Here is a 17,470-nt window from a genome sequence, read left to right on the forward strand (position 1 = left end):
AGAAATATTGTAAATTGCGGCACCCTTAAAATAGTTAAAAATACATGAAAAGTACCTTAAAATTATTTAGTTTGTTGGCTATCACTAGCTTATTGATTACTTCTTGTAAAAGCAATAGAGGTGGTTCTAGTGATGTAGATCCTTTTACAGGATGGAGATTTAATGATCATAATTATGGAAATATAATAAAAGGATCTTATAACCCTAATAAAGATGTTCCTATGAATATGGTTCATATTGAAGGAGGTACGTTTACAATGGGGTTAGTTCAAGATGACGTAATGTTTGATTGGAATACTACTCCTAAGAAGATGCATGTTCGTTCATTTTATATGGATGAGACTGAAGTAACTAATTCTGCTTATGGTGCATTTATGCAGTATACTAAAAAAGTATTTCCACCAGAAGAAGCTCAATTTAAGAATATATATAAATCTGTTCTACCAGATACTTTAGTATGGAGAAAAGGATTAGGTAATACAAATTTATTATCTGAAAGTTATTTAAGACATCCTTCTTATGCAGAATACCCTGTTGTCGGTGTTAGTTGGTTACAAGCAACTAAATATTGTAAATGGCGTACAAATGCTGTTAACTTAAAGATTTTAATGGATAAAGGTGTGATAAAAAATATTTTTAAAGAAGATTCATTAAGCTTTAAAGGGAAGAACAATTTTGATACAGATACTTACTTAACAAATCCTTATGCTCTTTTTGATGGTGATTCGACTATTTATAAAAAAGGAATACCAGTACCAAGAAAAAAAGGAGATCCAAAGCCTAGTAAAGATGAGTTTTCTGGAAGACAAGTTACCTCTTCAGATGGTATTTTATCTCAAAAGTTTAGACTTCCAACAGAAGTAGAGTGGGAGTATGCTGCTAAAGCAATGTTTGAAAACAGAGAGTATAATAATATAAGAGGAAGAAAAAAGTATGCTTGGAATGGAAAGTATACTAGAGATAGAGATAAAAGAAGAAGAGGAGATCAATTAGCTAACTTCAAGCAAGGAAAAGGAGATTATAGTGGTATTGCTGGATGGAGTAGTGATATGTCAGATATTCCTAATGCAGTTAGAAGTTACCCTCCAAATGCTTTCGGATTATATGATATGTCTGGTAACGTTGCTGAATGGGTAGAAGATGTATATCGTCCAATTATTGATTCAGAAGCAAATGATTTCAACTATTTTAGAGGTAACATATTCACAAAAAAGTTAATAGATCAAGATGGTAAAGTTGTAATCGTTGGAGATGAAATCGGTGATATTGAATATGATACTTTAGAAAACGGTAGAATTGTACCTAAAGATTTACCAGGAAGTGTAAAGTATATCCCAATTACAAAGGAAGATACTTACATGAGAAGAAATTACAACTTGGCTAATAACTCTAGTTTAGGTGATGGAGATCAAGCTTCTTCTAAGAATTATGGATTAGACAAAGATCAACTAGATCCTAAATCTAGAATGTATAATTCACCTCAAAAACCAGAGTCTGAAAAAGATTCTTTAGGAAATGTTATCAATAACTATAAGTATGACGCTAAAACAAGAACAACTTTAATTAGTGATAAATCTAGAGTTTACAAAGGAGGTTCTTGGGCAGACAGAGAGTATTGGTTAGATCCAGCTCAAAGAAGATATTTCCCAGAGTATATGGCAACTAATTTTATTGGATTTAGATGTGCTACAGATAAAATGGGACCTATGATGATGAACAAGAGAAAGACAGCAACACCAAAGTACGCTAAAAGAAGAAGATAGTTTTATCTTTTAAATTATAAATTAAACCTCATTGAAATTCAATGAGGTTTTTTATTTTTACAACATGGATGTAAAGGAATTATATAGGTTGTTTATTCAACATGGTTTAGTTGATACTGATACAAGAAAAATAAGAAACAATTCGATTTTTTTTGCACTTAAAGGTGATAACTTTAATGGGAATAAATTTGCTTCTGATGCATTGGCAAAGGGAGCTAAATATGCAGTTGTTGATGAAATTGAATATAAAACAAATGATAATGTAATTTTAGTAGATAATGTATTAAAGGCCTTACAAAATTTGGCTAATTATCATAGAAATCAACTAAATATTCCAATAATTTCTTTAACAGGTAGTAACGGTAAGACTACGACAAAAGAGTTGATTAATGCAGTGCTATCTTGTAGATTTAGAACGACAGCTACAAAAGGAAATTTGAATAACCATATAGGAGTTCCTTTAACACTACTTTCGATGAATTCTGACACTGAAATAGGAATTGTTGAAATGGGAGCTAATCATCAAAAAGAAATTGCTTTTTTATCTAAGATTGTAGAACCAAACTATGGTTATATTACTAATTTTGGAAGTGCTCATTTAGAAGGTTTTGGGTCTATAGAAGGAGTAATTAAAGGTAAATCTGAATTATATGATTTTATTAGAGATTCTAAAGGAAAAGTTTTTTTAAACTCAGATGATCCAATTCAAATTGAAAAAACTAAAGGAATAGATGTTATACGATTTGAAGAATCCATTAAATTTATTGATGCTAATCCATTCGTTAATTTAATTTTTAATGATGAAAAGATACACAGTAAGCTTATAGGAAGTTATAATTATGCAAATATAAGTGCAGCAATTACTATAGGTAGTTACTTTAAAGTATCAGAAAAAGAAATAAAAAAAGCTATTGAAAACTACATTCCTTCTAATAATAGATCAGAAATTATAGAAACAGAAAACAACAAAATAATTTTAGATGCATATAATGCCAATCCTACAAGTATGAAAGCTGCTTTAGATAGTTTTATATTGTATAAATCTAACCATAAAACAATTGTTTTAGGGGATATGTTTGAGCTTGGGGATTATAGTGGGGTAGAACATCAAAAAATAGTTGATTACGTCTCTAAAGCTAAATTTTCTAATGTTTTGTTAGTTGGAAATAATTTTTTCGAAACAAAAACAAATCATCTCAAGTTTAAAACTTTAGAAGAGTTAAAAGAATATTTAACTAAAAAGCCAATTAAGGATAGTACAATCCTAATTAAAGGATCACGAGGAATTACTTTAGAAAAAATATTGCCATTTTGTTAAATGTCATTTTCCATATGGAATTTCACTAAGTTATCTATAGGACGTTGGATAACATCAGTAATAATTAGGTTGTTCTTGGAAGCTACATTTTCTAATATATCTATAAAGTAGTATGCTATAGATCCTATAAAGTAAATTGGTGTTTCAGTTCCTTTCTGATATGGTAAAATTCTATATTTAAAAAACTCTTGAAAGCCTTTTTTAATAATTTTCTTAATGTACTTTTTATCTTTATAATCAAACATGAATTTAGCAAATGAAGCTAAATACATATTAGGATTGGGTTTCCTATATAGGTTCAATTTAATATAGTCTGCATCAACATTAAATTCTTCTTCAAAAGATTTAGCAATTTTTTGAGGCATTTTCCTATAATAATAATCTTTTAATAATTGTTTACCAAAATAGTTACCGCTAGCTTCATCCATAATAGTATAACCTAATGAAGGAGTTATCATTTCCATATTATTGCCATCATAATAACAGCTATTAGACCCTGTCCCTAAAATACAAACAATGGCTGGGTTTTGAGCTGAACTAGCATACACAGCAGCTAACATATCTTCAGATATGTTTATAGATGCATTTGAGAAAATGGATTTTAAAACATCATGTAAAATTTTAATAGGTATAGCAGTTCCGCAACCAGCTCCATAAAAATGAATTGCTTCAACAGCTTCCTTAATGTTAATAAGCTGAAATATATTCTCAATTCTATTTAATAATTCTTCTTTTGAAACTACAGCTGGATTTAAACCTAATGTTCTTACTCTAAAAACTTCTTCTTTATTATTGTCTAAAGCAATCCAATCTGCTTTTGTAGAACCACCATCAGCTATTAAAATCATTATATTTTATTTAGTTTTGCTCAAATATATACTATCATAATTAGTTGCACAATAGTTGTATTAATCTCAATCGATTTCGTAATAAAAAAAGGTGTAATTTTTGTTTAGTTAAGGTGGATTATTAGTTTAAATTTGTAAAATAATTAAGAGATAAAAATAAAATATGTTGTTTTTTAAGAAAAAAGAGATTCCTTTAAATGAACTGTTTCCTGATGGATTTATAGATATCCATTCTCATTTACTTCCTGGGATTGATGATGGAGCAAAAGATTTAGAAAATTCAATTTCTTTGATAACTAAGATGTATTCTTATGGTATTAAAAACTTTATTACTACACCACATGTTTTAGGAGATGTATATCCAAACTCTTCTAAAACGATAAAAGATAAATTAGAAATAGTTAGAGCAGAGCTAAAAAAACAAGGTTTCGATGATATAAAGATTAACGCAGCAGCAGAATATATGATGGACGAACAATTCGTTGAAAGATTAAAAGCTGATGATATTCTAACTTTAAAAGACAATTATATTTTGGTTGAAATGTCATATTTTAATGCCCCTTATAATTTATATGATGTTTTATTTGAAATTCAGTTAAAAGGTTATAAACCTGTCTTAGCTCATCCAGAGCGTTATAATTTTTATCATAATGATTTTCAGAATTTTTATAAATTAAAAAAAGCAGGATGTGTTTTTCAATTAAACTTATTGTCATTAACTGAACAATACGGAAAAGGAGTACAGAAAACAGCTCAAAAATTATTAAAAGAGAATATGTATGATTTTGTTGGGACAGATACACATCATCATAATCATCTTAAGTTGTTAAATAAAATAGGTACAGTTAAAATAAGAAAGCAAATTGAACATTTGTTAAACAATAATAAAAAGTTCTTATAAATAAAAAAGGAAGCAATTTGCTTCCTTTTTTATTTATAATTATTAATTAAAGATTCTTTTATACCAAGGTAAATCTTCTTCTTCAGGAATACCATAGCCGTATCCATATCCATAACCATAACCATAACCACGTTTTAAATCAACATCATTTAAAACAATAGCTAAATTAGGTAGTTTTTTATCTCTGTATAAAGTTTGTGGTACAACAAGCATACGCTTGTCTAAATAATTAGCTCTGGTTACATAAATAACCAAATCAGCATGTTTAGAAATAAGCATTGTATCAGTTACTAAATTTACTGGAGCAGTATCTATAATAACATAGTCATATTTTTCTTCTAATTCCGTAAAAATATCTCCAATTTTTTTAGACATTAATAATTCCGCTGGATTAGGAGGAATAGCTCCAGAAGCAATAATATCTAAACTAGGTATTTCATCAATTGAAAATTTTAAAGAGTCTAAGGTAATACTATTGTTAGTTAAAAAATTGGTAATACCTTTTCTGTCAGGGATTTCAAGATACTCTGTGATTTTAGGAGCTCTCAAATCCATTCCAACTAGAATAACTTTTTTCCCAGATAAAGATAAAGAAGCTGCTAGATTTATTGAAGTAAATGATTTTCCTTCTCCACTTGTAGTAGAAGTAACGAATATAGTACTACCTTTATTTTCTGTTTTCTCAGGTAGCATAAAATCTAAGTTTGTTCTAATTAGCCTGAAAGCTTCAGCTGTACTTGAACGGGCACTAGAGTTTATAACAATTTTCTCTCTTGTTATAGAATGAGGTATGTCTCCAAGATATGGTATTGTAGTGTTCTCTTCAATATCTTTTTTTGTATGAACTTTAGTGTCAAGAAGTTCCCTTAAATAAATGACAATAAAAGGGATTATTAATCCTAATAATAGAGCAGCTAAGTAAATTATCTTTTTCTTAGGGCTTACAGGGATATTAGAGCTATAAGCTTTGTCTATAATTTTAGCATTGGGAACAGCATTAGCTGTCAAAGATATAGCCGTTTCTTCTTTTTTCTTCAATAGATAAGAATACAAACCTGCTTTAATTTCTTGTTGACGAGCTATGTCTAAAAATTCTCTTTCTTTTGAAGGTATTGATGAAATTTTAGAATTAAATCTCCCTGATTCACGTTGTAAACTGTTTACCTTTATTTGTAATGATCTAATTGTATTATTCAAACTTCTACTAAGTGAACTTTTTAAATTTGAAATATTGTCTTGGACTTCTATTAGAACAATATTTTTTTCTCCAGCGCTTTTTTCTAGGCGCTTTAGTTGAGCTATTAATAAATTATATTCAGCAATAGACTTACCTATATTGGGGTCAGTTAAGCCTAAATTGGCAGGTAAATAATCATTGTTCGTAAGCTCATTACTTAAAGACTTTACCAAGCTTAGTTCAGTTGTAGCTTCAATTAATTTTTGTCGATTTAATGTTTTGGTTTCTAAAGTAAGTTTAGCTTCTGATTCAATATCAGTAATGTTATTTTTACTTTTGAATATTTGAACTTTATTATCAATACCAGCTAATTCATTACCGACACTATTTAATCGTTCAATTATAAAGTCATTTGTTTTTTCAGAAACTTTCTTTTTGTCAGCAATAGCATCATTATTATATTGAATAACCAATTCGTCTAAAATATCTTCAGCTTTTTGCATAACTGCTGATTGTAATGACATCCTTACAACACTAGACTTTTTATTTATTGGAGAGATACGAATGATTTTTTGATATGAATCAATAATTTTATTTATTGACCTAATAGCTATTTTTAAGTTTTGATTTACTGATTTTTTTGTAAAATTATTATTTTTTATGATTTTATACTCTCCTATTTTTTTACTTTTAATAGGTTCATTGAACAAGTTTTCAGAAATAAAGCTACCATCTTCATCTAATAATTTAAATTTATTATCAGACAAAATATGAATATTGATAATAGTATCTAGCTTATGAAATAAAGAATCTTTTGGGACTAAAGTGATTGCTGATGTATTATAAGTTTCAGATTCTTTTATTCTTCCTTTAATTAAATATTTAATATTTAAATTTAATTTTGTTATGACATCATGAATTAATTTTCTTGATTTAAGAATTTCAATTTCATTGTCAATATTTTTATTAGTACTACCAATAATACCAAGATCTCCAAATGCAGCAAGCTCATCTGAAAGGCCTCCTTTTTTGTCATTTTTAATTAAAATAGTTGTTGAAGCATTGTATTTAGGAGTACTATATCTTAAATATAAAAAAGCTCCAATGATAGAAAAAAGGATACCTAAGACAAACCACTTCCAATGAATTAAATACTTTTCTAATTCAGCTCTAATATTAATCGGATTGCCATGTTGAATTTTCTGAGAATATTGTTCGTTGTTCATGATCGATTATGGTTACCTAGTTAAAATAGAAATTAATGAAATAATTACAGAACCTATAGATATAAATAAACCAGTATTTTGGTTGTAAGAGGCCGATTGTGAAGTTGCTTTGTTAGGTTTTACATATACAACGTCATTTTGTTGTAAAAAATAAGCAGGAGATGTAAAAATTTTATTTGAACGTAAATCTAAGTTGTATGTAATGATTTTATTGTTATTTTCTCTTTTTACCTCGATATTCCTTATACCAGAAATGTTTAAATCACCTGCTAAACCTACTGCTTCAAGTACAGAAATTCTTTCATTTGGAATAATGAATCTCCCAGGATTTTTAACATCACCTAACACTGTAACTGAAAAATTAGATATTCTTATATTTATGGTCGGATTTTTAACATAATCTGGTGATAATTTTTCTTTTAAGAGAGAGATAGCTTCAGGTCTAGTAAGACCAGCTAATTTTATGTTTCCTAAAAGAGGAAATTCAATAAAACCATTATTGTCAATTAAATATGATTGTTGTTGAGGAGTACCTACAACATTATCTGTTGTTGTTGCAAAGTTAACAATCGGTAAATTAAAAGGTTTTACAGCCTCAATATCTAATGCTGAAATTGTAATTTGCACTAAATCATTTGGTTTAAAAATAGTTTTATAGGTGTTATTAACTAATGATTGATTTGCTTCATGATTTTGAAAATATACAATTTCCTTCTTCGAAACACATGAAGAAATTGTTAGCGCAACTAAGACTAACGAAATTTTAATGATTCTTAGCATTTGTTTATTTTTTTGCGAAAGTACTAATTTAATTTTTCTTATGTTTTTTAGCCTATTTAAATTTTCTTCATCTGCTGCTTCATCATTTGCATTTGCTCTTTTAACATGCCATGCTTGTCAAGTTTTTTAGCTTCGGCCATTAAATTAGTTGCTTCACGTTTTCTACGTTTGGTCATAGCAATACCAGCTAATTGTAATTTAGCCATTGCTAAATCATGATCCATTGCTAATCCCAATTTTACAGCTTTTCTTAAAAACTTTTCTGCCTGAGTAATATTTGTTTGAGAAAGCATAATACCATGAAGATAGTTGAAATATCCTTCTTGCTTTTTGATTAAAGCACTTGATGGATTTTTAATATAGCTAAGCCATTTCTTAGCTCCTTCAAAATCTTGCTTTCTTAATTTTAGAAAGGCTAATAAAATAAATTCGTTTTTAAAATAAAATAAGATGAATATCCCTGCCAATAGTAATATAGATATACCATTCATTATGTGGCCTTGAGTAAATTCATATACTGACCAAATAACAGTTAATCCAGCTAAAACTAATTTTATATTTTTATTGAACATAATTTCTTTTTTTTAACAACGCGCAAAAGTACGTTATTCTTATTTATTTATAATTATTTTTTGTAAAACTTCTTGTGTTTAAACCATGCAATTAAACCGATGATAAAGACAAAAGATACAGAATAGTATACTGAATTTGGAGTAATTACTTTATCTCCACTTGCATAAGAATGTAAGCCAGATAGGTAGAAGTTAACTCCAAAGTATGTCATCATAACAGAAGCAAATGCAATAATTGACCAAAGATTAAATGTATATTTACTACGTAATCCAGGGATTAAACGCATATGTAATACAAAAGCATATATCATAATTGATATTAAAGCCCAAGTTTCTTTTGGATCCCATCCCCAGTAACGTCCCCAACTTTCATTTGCCCACATTCCACCTAAAAAGTTACCAACAGTGAATAAGACTAAACCAACAGTTAAGGCCATTTCGTTTATAGTTGTTAGCTCATTTAGGTGTAACTTCATTTTCTTTTTGTTTTTTTCATTTGTAAAAATGATTAAGAATAAAGAAAATATACCTAGAATCATACCTAAGGCAAAAGGCCCATAACCAGAAACAATAATAGAAACATGTACATATAGCCACCACGAGTTTAATACAGGTACTAAGTTAGCAATTTCAGGATCTAACCAGTTTTGATGAGCAAAAGATAATATGATAGCAGTTAAAAATGTAGTAGCTGCAATCGTTAAAGAGGATTTCTTACCTAAAATTAAGCCAAAAAACATAGAGGCTAATCCTACAAAGATTATGGTTTCATAAGCGTTACTCCAAGGAGCATTACCACTAATGTACCATCGTGCAGCTAAACCTAATACATGTATAATAAAAAGTATGATTATTATTCCTATAAAAGCTTTGATGGCGTAATTAATCCAGGGTTTATTGTTGAATATTTGGAAGAAAACGAATATAATCATTAGTAAACTAACGTATCCGTAGTATTTAGCCAGCTTAACAAAAATATTAGCTTTATTATAAGCAATTTCTAATTGTATTTTATCTTGAGTAGGAATTACTTTTGAACCAAATTTTCTCTGGAACTTTTTAATGCCATCTAAAATTTTATTAGTTTCTGTGTAATCTCCTGTTTTTTTAGAAGCTTGTAATAATTGAAAATATACAGGTAATGATTGACGAACAAATACAGAGTCAGTTCCTCTAAAATTAGCTTGTGAAGTTTCAGGTTGCGATACCCATTTGTTATTTTCATCATTTGGAATTGGGTATATTCTTAATATACCTCCACCTAAAGCTTGAGATAATAGCCAAACTCTACGCTCTATTTTTATAGCGTCTTGCTCTAATTTACTTTGTATTCTTTTTTTCTGAGCTTCAATAACTAAATGACTAATTTTTGAAGTACCATTTTCGTCATAAAAATCAATAAAACGAGCGTATTTTGTATCTTTTGGTAAACCAAGAACTTCACGTATTTGCGTATTTCCTTTTTCTAAATAAATAAAAGGAACATTTAACCAAAACATAGGTGCTTCAGTTATAGAAACTAAAATTTGACTAGGAGTTAAACCTTTAAAATTATCGGTGTGTGCAACTTTTCGCACTAATTCAGAAGCAAAAGTATGTGCGGGTTTCATTCTTCCACCTGCATCTTGTATTACTAATTGACTAAATAAATCAGCATGTTTTTTATCAACTATTGATTTTTGTAATATAGAATCAATTTGAGTTTCTGATAATTCTTTTGGTTTATGCGTGTTGTGTTGAGAAAAAGCTATAGAACTAATTAATAATAGTATAATTGAAAGTGTAGCTTTTTTAGTTCGTATTTTTTCTAACGATTTTTTTAAATCGTAAAAGCGAGTATTTTTCACAAATAAAGAAGCGATTAAACCAAAAAATAATAGAAAATAACCAATATAAGTTACAGCTGTACCCCAAGAATCGTGGTTTATAGAAAGGTGAGTTTGTTCAATTTTTTCACCAGCATTTAAGTAACTTGATTGAAATAAACGATATCCTTTATAGTGTAAAATATTATTCATAAAAATTCTAAAATCAAAAGTTTCATCTTTATCAAAAACAGTAATTTCACTAGCAAAAGAAGCTGCGTTTTCTGAACCAGGATATTTTTCTAATTGAAAATCATTTAGTTTTACGCTAAAAGGAGTTACACGCTGTTTAGCGCCATACCAAGCTCTAAAATTCAAATCTCCAATTTTAAATTGTTTTTGCCCGTCTACATTAAACTGTCCTCCTGTTAATTCGATACGCTCAGTTTTTCCATCTGTAGTTACATCAAAAATAACCATGTCGTATTTTTTATTGTCTTTTTTTCCTCTAACAGTTTTAATGTCTCCTTTAGTAGGGTACTGAGGAACTACAAAAGGTAAACCAGAAACATTGTAAAGTGAACGTAGTTTAAAATCTTGAATAGTATCTTGTTTTACAAAACCTTTTTGTTGAGTAGCCATTACTTGGTAGTTACCAGCAGATTTTGTAATTATTTTTAAAGAATCATTTCTTTTAAAAATATTAATGTTAGCATTTCCATCCTTAGCATCAAAGCCAACTAAAATATTATGGATATTTTGAATCTGACCTCGTTTGATATAATGTTCATGTCTACTTCCACTAGAACTCTCAACAAATTTGATATGTTCTACTCCGTTATCGTCCTCAATAAATTTCTTTTCTACCCAAGGAATGTAATCAATAAGTTTAAAGTCTATTTGATGGTTTTTACCATCTTTTTTAGGTTGGAAATATTCTGTAAAACTAGCGGAATTACTTCCCCAAGCTGATAATAAAAGTTTATTGTTTGTTTCTTTTTGAAACTGATTGTCGTCTATAATTACGTTAAGGTAATTGATGTCTGAGAAAAAAGTATTTGTAGTTTCTCCTTCATCAATAATCATTAAACCTTCATAACTGATATAACGGGTAATTCCAGCTCCAATTAAAATGAATAAGAAAGCTACGTGGAATAATAAAACAGACCACTTTTCTTTTTTATATAATTTGTATCTGAAAATATTTCCAAAGAAATTGATAGTGAAAAAAATCATAATTAATTCAAACCACCAAGTGTTGTAAACTAAAGCTTTTGAGGTTTGAGTACCATAGTCGTTTTCTATAAAAGTAGCAACTCCCATGGCAATTGAAATAGCAAAAAACAACACGGCCATCAGGCGAGTTGAGTAAAGAATATTAAGAACTTTTTTCATCTGTAAATCTGATAAGTATAAAACTTCGCAAATTTACGGATTAAAGCTGTAATAAAATTATGATTTCAATCATTTTTAAGGGTAGAGAAGTGTTAAAGTAAATAGATTACTTTCCTATTGTTTCCCCCATTTTAACAAAAGTCTCTATACGGTTTTTTGTGTTTTCTATAATATCTTGATCTATAGCTATTTTTTCTTTGTTTACTAGAAGAACAATAGTTGAGCCTCCAAAAGCAAAATACCCCATTTCGTCACCCTTTTTTATTGGGGTGTTTGCAGTATAAGTTTCAATAATGCTTCCTACCATTGTTGCGCCGACTGGTGCTATGACGATGTCTCCTTTTTCTTCTGTTGATAAAATACAATATTCACGTTTATTTTCGCAAAAAACCTTTGTAAAATTGGAAGCTAAAGCATATGGAGAAACAGAAAAATAATCACCTTTTATTTTTGTCATTTCAGAAGGGACTCCATCAAAAGGAAAATGATATCTGTGGTAATCATTAGGAGCTAATCTTAAAATAATCAAAGAAGAATCTTTGTGTTTTTCTGCTAATTCTTCGTTGCCTAAAAATTCTTTAAGTGTAAATTTTCTACCTTTTACAAAGAAGTTGTGGATGTCAGAAATGTTTTCAAAAGCCAACATTTTTCCATCACCAGGAGAGACAAAGCCAGAATTTATGGGTCTGGCATTGGGTTTTAATTTTCTATAAAAGAAATCATTGAAAGAGGTAAACTCAGAAATAGATTTTTCAGCTTCGTTTATATCAATACCTAACTGTGCTACAAAGCTTTCTATTTTTTTTGTAGACTTAGGTTTGCTCATTTTTTTACCATACCAAGATGATAAAAACTTACGTTTAGCTATAGGTAAAATAGCCATTTTACCGAATGGGTTATTGTATAATAATTTTAGGAACGCTTCTCCAGGAGGAGTTTCTATAATTGTGTTACCAGATTCTCTATCAATGAATTTTATTTGCATGGCTTTATTCTTCTATACTGTCAATTAAAATAGTTAACATATCAATAGCTGCTTGTGCTATTTTGGTTCCAGGTCCAAAAACACCTACTGCACCAGCATCAAATAAGAACTGGTAGTCTTGTGCAGGAATTACTCCTCCAACAATAACCATTATATCTTCACGACCATATTTTTTAAGTTCAGCAATAACTTGTGGTACTAATGTTTTATGGCCTGCTGCTAATGAGGATATTCCTAAAATATGAACATCGTTTTCAATGGCTTGTTTAGTTGCTTCGATTGGAGTTTGAAAAAGAGGTCCTATATCTACGTCAAAACCTAAGTCGGCATATCCTGTAGCTACTACTTTTGCCCCACGATCATGTCCATCTTGTCCTAATTTGGCAATCATAATTCGAGGTCGTCTACCTTCTAATTCAGCAAATTGATCAGCTAGTTCAGTTGCTTTTTTAAATAATTTGTCGTCTTTTATTTCTTTACTGTACACGCCTGATATGGTTTTGTGAACTGCTTTATGACGTCCGAAAACACTTTCCATTGCATCGGAAATTTCGCCTAAAGTAGCTCGTTTTCTAGCAGCTTTTACAGCTAAATCTAATAAATTGCCTTCGCCTGTTTTAGCACATTCGGTTAATTCAGTTAAAATCTCATCAACTTCTGTTTGATTTCTTTTAGCTTTTAAATCGTTTAGCCTGTCAACTTGAGATTGTCTTACAGCTTCATTATCTACTTCTAAAATATGTAAAGGGTCTTCTTGTTCTAGTTGATATTTATTTACACCAACAATTACATCTTGACCGCTGTCTATTTTTGCTTGTTTTTTAGCAGCGGCTTCTTCGATACGCATTTTAGGTATACCTTTCTCAATAGCTTTGGTCATTCCACCTAGCTCTTCAACTTCTTTAATTAAGTCCCAAGCTTTGTTTGCGATTTCTTCAGTTAATTGTTCAACATGATAACTACCAGCCCAAGGGTCAACAGTTTTGGTAATGTTGGTTTCCTGTTGTAAGTATATTTGTGTGTTTCGAGCAATTCTAGCAGAAAAATCTGTAGGAAGTGCTATTGCTTCATCTAAAGCATTGGTGTGTAAACTTTGTGTTCCACCAAAAGCTGCTGCCATAGCCTCAATAGTTGTTCTTGCTACATTGTTAAAAGGATCCTGTTCTGTTAAAGACCATCCGCTTGTTTGACAATGTGTTCTTAAGGCTAGTGATTTTGGATTTTTAGGATTGAACTGTTTTACTAGCTTAGCCCATAGCATTCTACCTGCTCGCATTTTTGCGATTTCCATAAAATGATTCATTCCAATAGCCCAGAAAAAAGAAAGGCGAGGGGCGAAGGTATCAATATCCATTCCGGCTTCTAATCCTTTTTTGATGTATTCTAATCCGTCAGCTAAAGTGTAGGCCAATTCAATTTCTGCAGTGGCACCAGCCTCTTGCATGTGGTATCCAGAAATAGATATTGAATTGAATTTTGGCATATTTTCAGAAGTATACTTGAAAATATCTGCAATAATTTTCATTGATGGAGTAGGTGGGTAGATATAGGTGTTACGCACCATAAATTCTTTTAAGATATCATTTTGAATAGTTCCAGTAAGTAATTTAGGTTCTACTCCTTGTTCCTCTGCAGCAACAATATAAAAAGCAAGAATAGGTAATACGGCTCCATTCATTGTCATAGAAACCGACATTTTATCTAAAGGTATTTGATCAAATAAAACCTTCATGTCTTCCACAGAATCTATGGCTACTCCAGCTTTACCTACATCTCCTTGAACGCGTTCGTGATCTGAATCGTAACCTCTGTGGGTTGCTAAATCAAAGGCAACTGAAAGCCCTTTTTGTCCTGCAGCTAAATTTCTTCTGTAAAAAGCATTACTTTCTTCAGCTGTTGAAAAACCGGCATATTGTCTAATAGTCCATGGTCTACGGACATACATTGTTGAATATGGACCACGTAAATTTGGAGCAATCCCTGCAACGAAATTTTCATGAGGGAAGCTTTTGTTTTCTATATCTTGGCTTTCTGCTAGTTTTATATTTGATATATCTTTTCTACTCATTACTTAATCGTTCTTGTTCTAACTTTTCAGCTAATCGTTTTTGGATAATTGGCTGTATTAGAGTTTTTTCATTTCTAGTTTTTGCAAAAGGGAATAATTCTAAATCGTTTTTCATTAAATCCTTTTCGTTTTGAATTTTGTTAGTTCCTAGTAAAACTAATTCGCCTGAATCGAATTTTTCTTGTTCGTTGTCTGCTGATTCTTTTATTTTTCGTTGAATAGTTCCTTCTTTAAGTTGTTGTAAGAAGCCTCCTCCTTGTTCTATCGACTTAAAAATAACTAAAGCATTCTGTGCTAATTGTTGTGTGATTGCTTCTATGTAATAAGCACCATCGGCATAATTTTGAGCGTTAGCTAATTCGCTTTCTTGCTGTAAGATTAATAGCTGATTTCTTGAAATTCGTTCACCAAATTCGTTTGAGTGGTGAAAAATATCATCATAAGATATGTTGCTTACCGTGTTAGCTCCTCCTAGTATAGCACTCATGCATTCTGAGGTAGTACGTAGCATATTTACATTATAGTCATATAATGTTTTATTTCGTGAGCTTGGTTGAACGTAAATATGTGCTTTTTGATTTTCAGTATTGTATTCTTTTAAAAGAGCATCCCATAGAATCCTAAAAGCTTTTAGTTTAGCTATCTCAAAAAAGTAATTACTTCCAACTGAAAAATTGAAATGTATTTTATTGATTATATCTTTTCCGAAGTGATTTAAATATTCATTTGCATGGGCTAACGAATAAGCTAATTGCTGGGTAATATTTGCACCTGCATTTTGATATATTGAAGCATTTACGCAAATAGAGTTGTCGGTAGAAGAGATAATTCTTTCTAGTTCTTTGTGATCATTGTTTAGGTTGCTAAACCAATTTCCAGAATTAGCAAGGTTTCCAATTATATCTATATTGAAATAACAGTTTTTAGAATTAACAAATTCCGATAATTCAATAATGAAATCTGATTCTAAAAATTTTAAGTTGAAATAAATGGTAATATTTTGAGTGTCGATTTTATCTAGTAGAGCTTTATGGTTGAATTTACTCTTAGCTTTAAACTCTATTGATTTAGCTCCTCTATTTAATGAATCTAAAGCGAAAGAATTTGCTTTTTTTTCATCTTCAACGAAGATAGATTGGCATACTTTGAAGCCTTCATTAGAAGTGTTCGATTTTAATTGTGTTCGATCTTCTTTTGAATAAAAAGGCTTTACGGTAATTCCTTCGTTAGTTTTCCAAAGAAGTGTTTCGTTGTAATCAGCGCCTTTAAGATCTACTTGGATTTTTTGTTTCCATTCTGCAGGGCTAATTTCGTTGAATTCATTAAATAAATAATTACTCATTATTTCTGTATGGTATCAAATTCAATAATATATATATCTTCATTCTCTTTCTTCATCAAGTATTTTTCACGAGCATAGCGTTCTAGTTGAAGAGAATCTTTAAGTTTTTCGATTGTCTCTTTATCTTTCTTAATCTTTTTTTGGTGGTAGTCAATCCAGGTTTCAAGTTCCTTGATTTCTTTATTGAACTCTCTATGGGTAAGATATGAATTTTCATCTAAAAAAAGCATCCAGAAAACAAATATTGTTAAGATAATAACATATATGTTAGTTGCTATTTTAAAGGATGGTTTGTTTTTTAGTGATTTTAAATTCATCTTATAAACGGTCGTTAATTACTGTTCTAACGATATCTATAGCTACAGTATTATACCTGTCGTTAGGTATTATAATATCTGCATAATTTTTTGTTGGTTCAATAAATTGTTGATGCATAGGTTTTAAGGTGCTTTGGTATCTGCTTAAAACTTCGTCAATGTCTCTACCGCGTTCTTTTATGTCTCTTCTTACACGTCTAATTAAGCGTTCGTCTGCATCGGCATGTACAAAAACTTTAATGTCGCAAAGGTTTCTTAATTCTTTACTGTTAAAGATTAAGATTCCTTCAATAATTACAACCTTACGTGGATGTGTTTTAATAGTGTCTTTGGTTCTATTGTGAGCTACAAAAGAGTATACAGGTTGTTCAATTATTTTATTGTTCTTTAGATCTGTTAGGTGTTGAACTAATAAATCAAAGTCAATAGCTCTTGGGTGGTCAAAATTTATCTTAGTACGCTCATCGTATGTTAAGTTATCGGTTTGGTTGTAGTATGAGTCTTGTGAGATTACACAAACTTCATCTTGTGGAAGTTCGTTAATTATTTGATTTACTACAGTAGTTTTTCCACTTCCGGTTCCACCAGCAATACCAATAACAAATATATTTTTCATTGAGTTTAATTAAGATAAAATTTTCAAGACAAATTTAGGAAAATATGTAAACAAAAAAAGCGCTAACTTAAGTTAACGCTTTTTGTTTCTGAGCCGATGAAGGGACTCGAACCCCCGACCTGCTGATTACAAATCAGCTGCTCTAGCCAGCTGAGCTACATCGGCCTTTTCCTTTAAGGCGCTGCAAATATAGAAGGTTTTTTGATACTGCCAAAAACTTTTTTCACTTTTTTTTAGGGTAAAAATTGAGAAGTTTTTTTTGAGGTTTGTAACTGTTTGTTTTTTAAAAGCTTGAGTTTTTTTTTGAATGCTAATTTTTTTTCAAAAAAATATTGAAAAATATGATTCAATTAAAAT

At 30.0% G+C, this 17,470-nt stretch carries 13 protein-coding genes and 1 tRNA gene; 3 read left to right on the plus strand and 11 right to left on the minus strand.

Features of this window, described 5'->3' with window-relative positions; genetic code table 11:
- Positions 1–44 precede the first annotated feature (44 nt).
- The gene (gldJ, locus tag F7018_RS17380; RefSeq protein ID WP_150901378.1) at positions 45–1,763 is read left to right on the plus strand and encodes a gliding motility lipoprotein GldJ; all 1,719 of its coding nucleotides are present in this window, start codon (positions 45–47) and stop codon (positions 1,761–1,763) included.
- Positions 1,764–1,827: 64 nt separating this feature from the next.
- On the plus strand, positions 1,828–3,081 hold the full coding sequence (locus F7018_RS17385; RefSeq protein ID WP_150901379.1) for a UDP-N-acetylmuramoyl-tripeptide--D-alanyl-D-alanine ligase: 1,254 nt from the start codon (positions 1,828–1,830) through the stop codon (positions 3,079–3,081).
- On the opposite strand, the gene F7018_RS17390 is transcribed toward F7018_RS17385, so the two are convergent.
- Positions 3,078–3,929 carry an N-acetylglucosamine kinase gene (locus F7018_RS17390; protein ID WP_150901380.1) on the minus strand — a complete coding sequence of 284 codons (852 nt, stop codon included), beginning with the start codon at positions 3,927–3,929 and terminating at the stop codon, positions 3,078–3,080. The genes F7018_RS17385 and F7018_RS17390 overlap by 4 nt on opposite strands.
- A gap of 163 nt (positions 3,930–4,092) precedes the next feature.
- On the opposite strand from F7018_RS17390, the gene F7018_RS17395 reads away from it, so the two are divergent.
- Complete coding sequence (locus F7018_RS17395) at positions 4,093–4,830, plus strand: tyrosine-protein phosphatase (protein ID WP_150901381.1); 738 nt, start codon at positions 4,093–4,095, stop codon at positions 4,828–4,830.
- 42 nt (positions 4,831–4,872) lie between these two features.
- Here the strand turns inward: F7018_RS17395 and F7018_RS17400 are convergent, their stop codons facing one another.
- The 10 genes from F7018_RS17400 to F7018_RS17445 form a co-directional block, all read right to left on the minus strand.
- Positions 4,873–7,233 carry a GumC family protein gene (locus F7018_RS17400; protein ID WP_150901382.1) on the minus strand — a complete coding sequence of 787 codons (2,361 nt, stop codon included), beginning with the start codon at positions 7,231–7,233 and terminating at the stop codon, positions 4,873–4,875.
- Positions 7,234–7,245: 12 nt separating this feature from the next.
- The gene (locus tag F7018_RS17405; protein WP_175578772.1) at positions 7,246–8,013 is read right to left on the minus strand and encodes a polysaccharide biosynthesis/export family protein; all 768 of its coding nucleotides are present in this window, start codon (positions 8,011–8,013) and stop codon (positions 7,246–7,248) included.
- Between the two features lie 56 nt (positions 8,014–8,069).
- Positions 8,070–8,585 (minus strand): DUF2892 domain-containing protein, encoded by a 516-nt coding sequence (locus F7018_RS17410; RefSeq protein WP_150901383.1) that lies wholly within the window; start codon positions 8,583–8,585, stop codon positions 8,070–8,072.
- 53 nt (positions 8,586–8,638) lie between these two features.
- On the minus strand, positions 8,639–11,785 hold the full coding sequence (gene ccsA, locus F7018_RS17415) for a cytochrome c biogenesis protein CcsA (protein WP_150901384.1): 3,147 nt from the start codon (positions 11,783–11,785) through the stop codon (positions 8,639–8,641).
- Positions 11,786–11,891: 106 nt separating this feature from the next.
- Positions 11,892–12,770 (minus strand): phosphatidylserine decarboxylase, encoded by an 879-nt coding sequence (locus F7018_RS17420; protein ID WP_150901385.1) that lies wholly within the window; start codon positions 12,768–12,770, stop codon positions 11,892–11,894.
- A 4-nt stretch (positions 12,771–12,774) separates the two neighbouring features.
- The gene (gene scpA, locus F7018_RS17425) at positions 12,775–14,838 is read right to left on the minus strand and encodes a methylmalonyl-CoA mutase (RefSeq protein WP_150901386.1); all 2,064 of its coding nucleotides are present in this window, start codon (positions 14,836–14,838) and stop codon (positions 12,775–12,777) included.
- The gene (locus tag F7018_RS17430; protein WP_150901387.1) at positions 14,831–16,180 is read right to left on the minus strand and encodes a methylmalonyl-CoA mutase subunit beta; all 1,350 of its coding nucleotides are present in this window, start codon (positions 16,178–16,180) and stop codon (positions 14,831–14,833) included. Before F7018_RS17430 ends, scpA begins: the two co-directional genes overlap by 8 nt.
- A complete protein-coding gene (locus F7018_RS17435) occupies positions 16,180–16,497 on the minus strand; it encodes an FtsB family cell division protein (protein WP_150901388.1) in 318 nt (105 codons plus the stop codon). The genes F7018_RS17430 and F7018_RS17435 overlap by 1 nt, the downstream gene beginning before the upstream one ends.
- A gap of 1 nt (position 16,498) precedes the next feature.
- A complete protein-coding gene (udk, locus tag F7018_RS17440; protein WP_150901394.1) occupies positions 16,499–17,104 on the minus strand; it encodes a uridine kinase in 606 nt (201 codons plus the stop codon).
- 100 nt (positions 17,105–17,204) lie between these two features.
- Positions 17,205–17,278: transfer RNA gene (locus tag F7018_RS17445), tRNA-Thr, on the minus strand.
- Positions 17,279–17,470 lie beyond the last annotated feature (192 nt).

Source organism: Tenacibaculum aiptasiae (assembly GCF_008806755.1).
GTDB classification, from domain to species: Bacteria; Bacteroidota; Bacteroidia; order Flavobacteriales; family Flavobacteriaceae; genus Polaribacter; species Polaribacter aiptasiae.

What these genes read in the sequence shown, in the direction of transcription:
- gldJ (WP_150901378.1), top strand. Translation starts at nt 45, where the DNA reads ATGAAAAGTACCTTAAAATTATTTAGTTTGTTGGCTATCACTAGCTTA.
- F7018_RS17385 (WP_150901379.1), top strand. Translation starts at nt 1,828, where the DNA reads ATGGATGTAAAGGAATTATATAGGTTGTTTATTCAACATGGTTTAGTT.
- F7018_RS17390 (WP_150901380.1), bottom strand. Translation starts at nt 3,929, where the DNA reads ATGATTTTAATAGCTGATGGTGGTTCTACAAAAGCAGATTGGATTGCT.
- F7018_RS17395 (WP_150901381.1), top strand. Translation starts at nt 4,093, where the DNA reads ATGTTGTTTTTTAAGAAAAAAGAGATTCCTTTAAATGAACTGTTTCCT.
- F7018_RS17400 (WP_150901382.1), bottom strand. Translation starts at nt 7,233, where the DNA reads ATGAACAACGAACAATATTCTCAGAAAATTCAACATGGCAATCCGATT.
- F7018_RS17405 (WP_175578772.1), bottom strand. Translation starts at nt 8,013, where the DNA reads ATGCTAAGAATCATTAAAATTTCGTTAGTCTTAGTTGCGCTAACAATT.
- F7018_RS17410 (WP_150901383.1), bottom strand. Translation starts at nt 8,585, where the DNA reads ATGTTCAATAAAAATATAAAATTAGTTTTAGCTGGATTAACTGTTATT.
- ccsA (WP_150901384.1), bottom strand. Translation starts at nt 11,785, where the DNA reads ATGAAAAAAGTTCTTAATATTCTTTACTCAACTCGCCTGATGGCCGTG.
- F7018_RS17420 (WP_150901385.1), bottom strand. Translation starts at nt 12,770, where the DNA reads ATGCAAATAAAATTCATTGATAGAGAATCTGGTAACACAATTATAGAA.
- scpA (WP_150901386.1), bottom strand. Translation starts at nt 14,838, where the DNA reads ATGAGTAGAAAAGATATATCAAATATAAAACTAGCAGAAAGCCAAGAT.
- F7018_RS17430 (WP_150901387.1), bottom strand. Translation starts at nt 16,180, where the DNA reads ATGAGTAATTATTTATTTAATGAATTCAACGAAATTAGCCCTGCAGAA.
- F7018_RS17435 (WP_150901388.1), bottom strand. Translation starts at nt 16,497, where the DNA reads ATGAATTTAAAATCACTAAAAAACAAACCATCCTTTAAAATAGCAACT.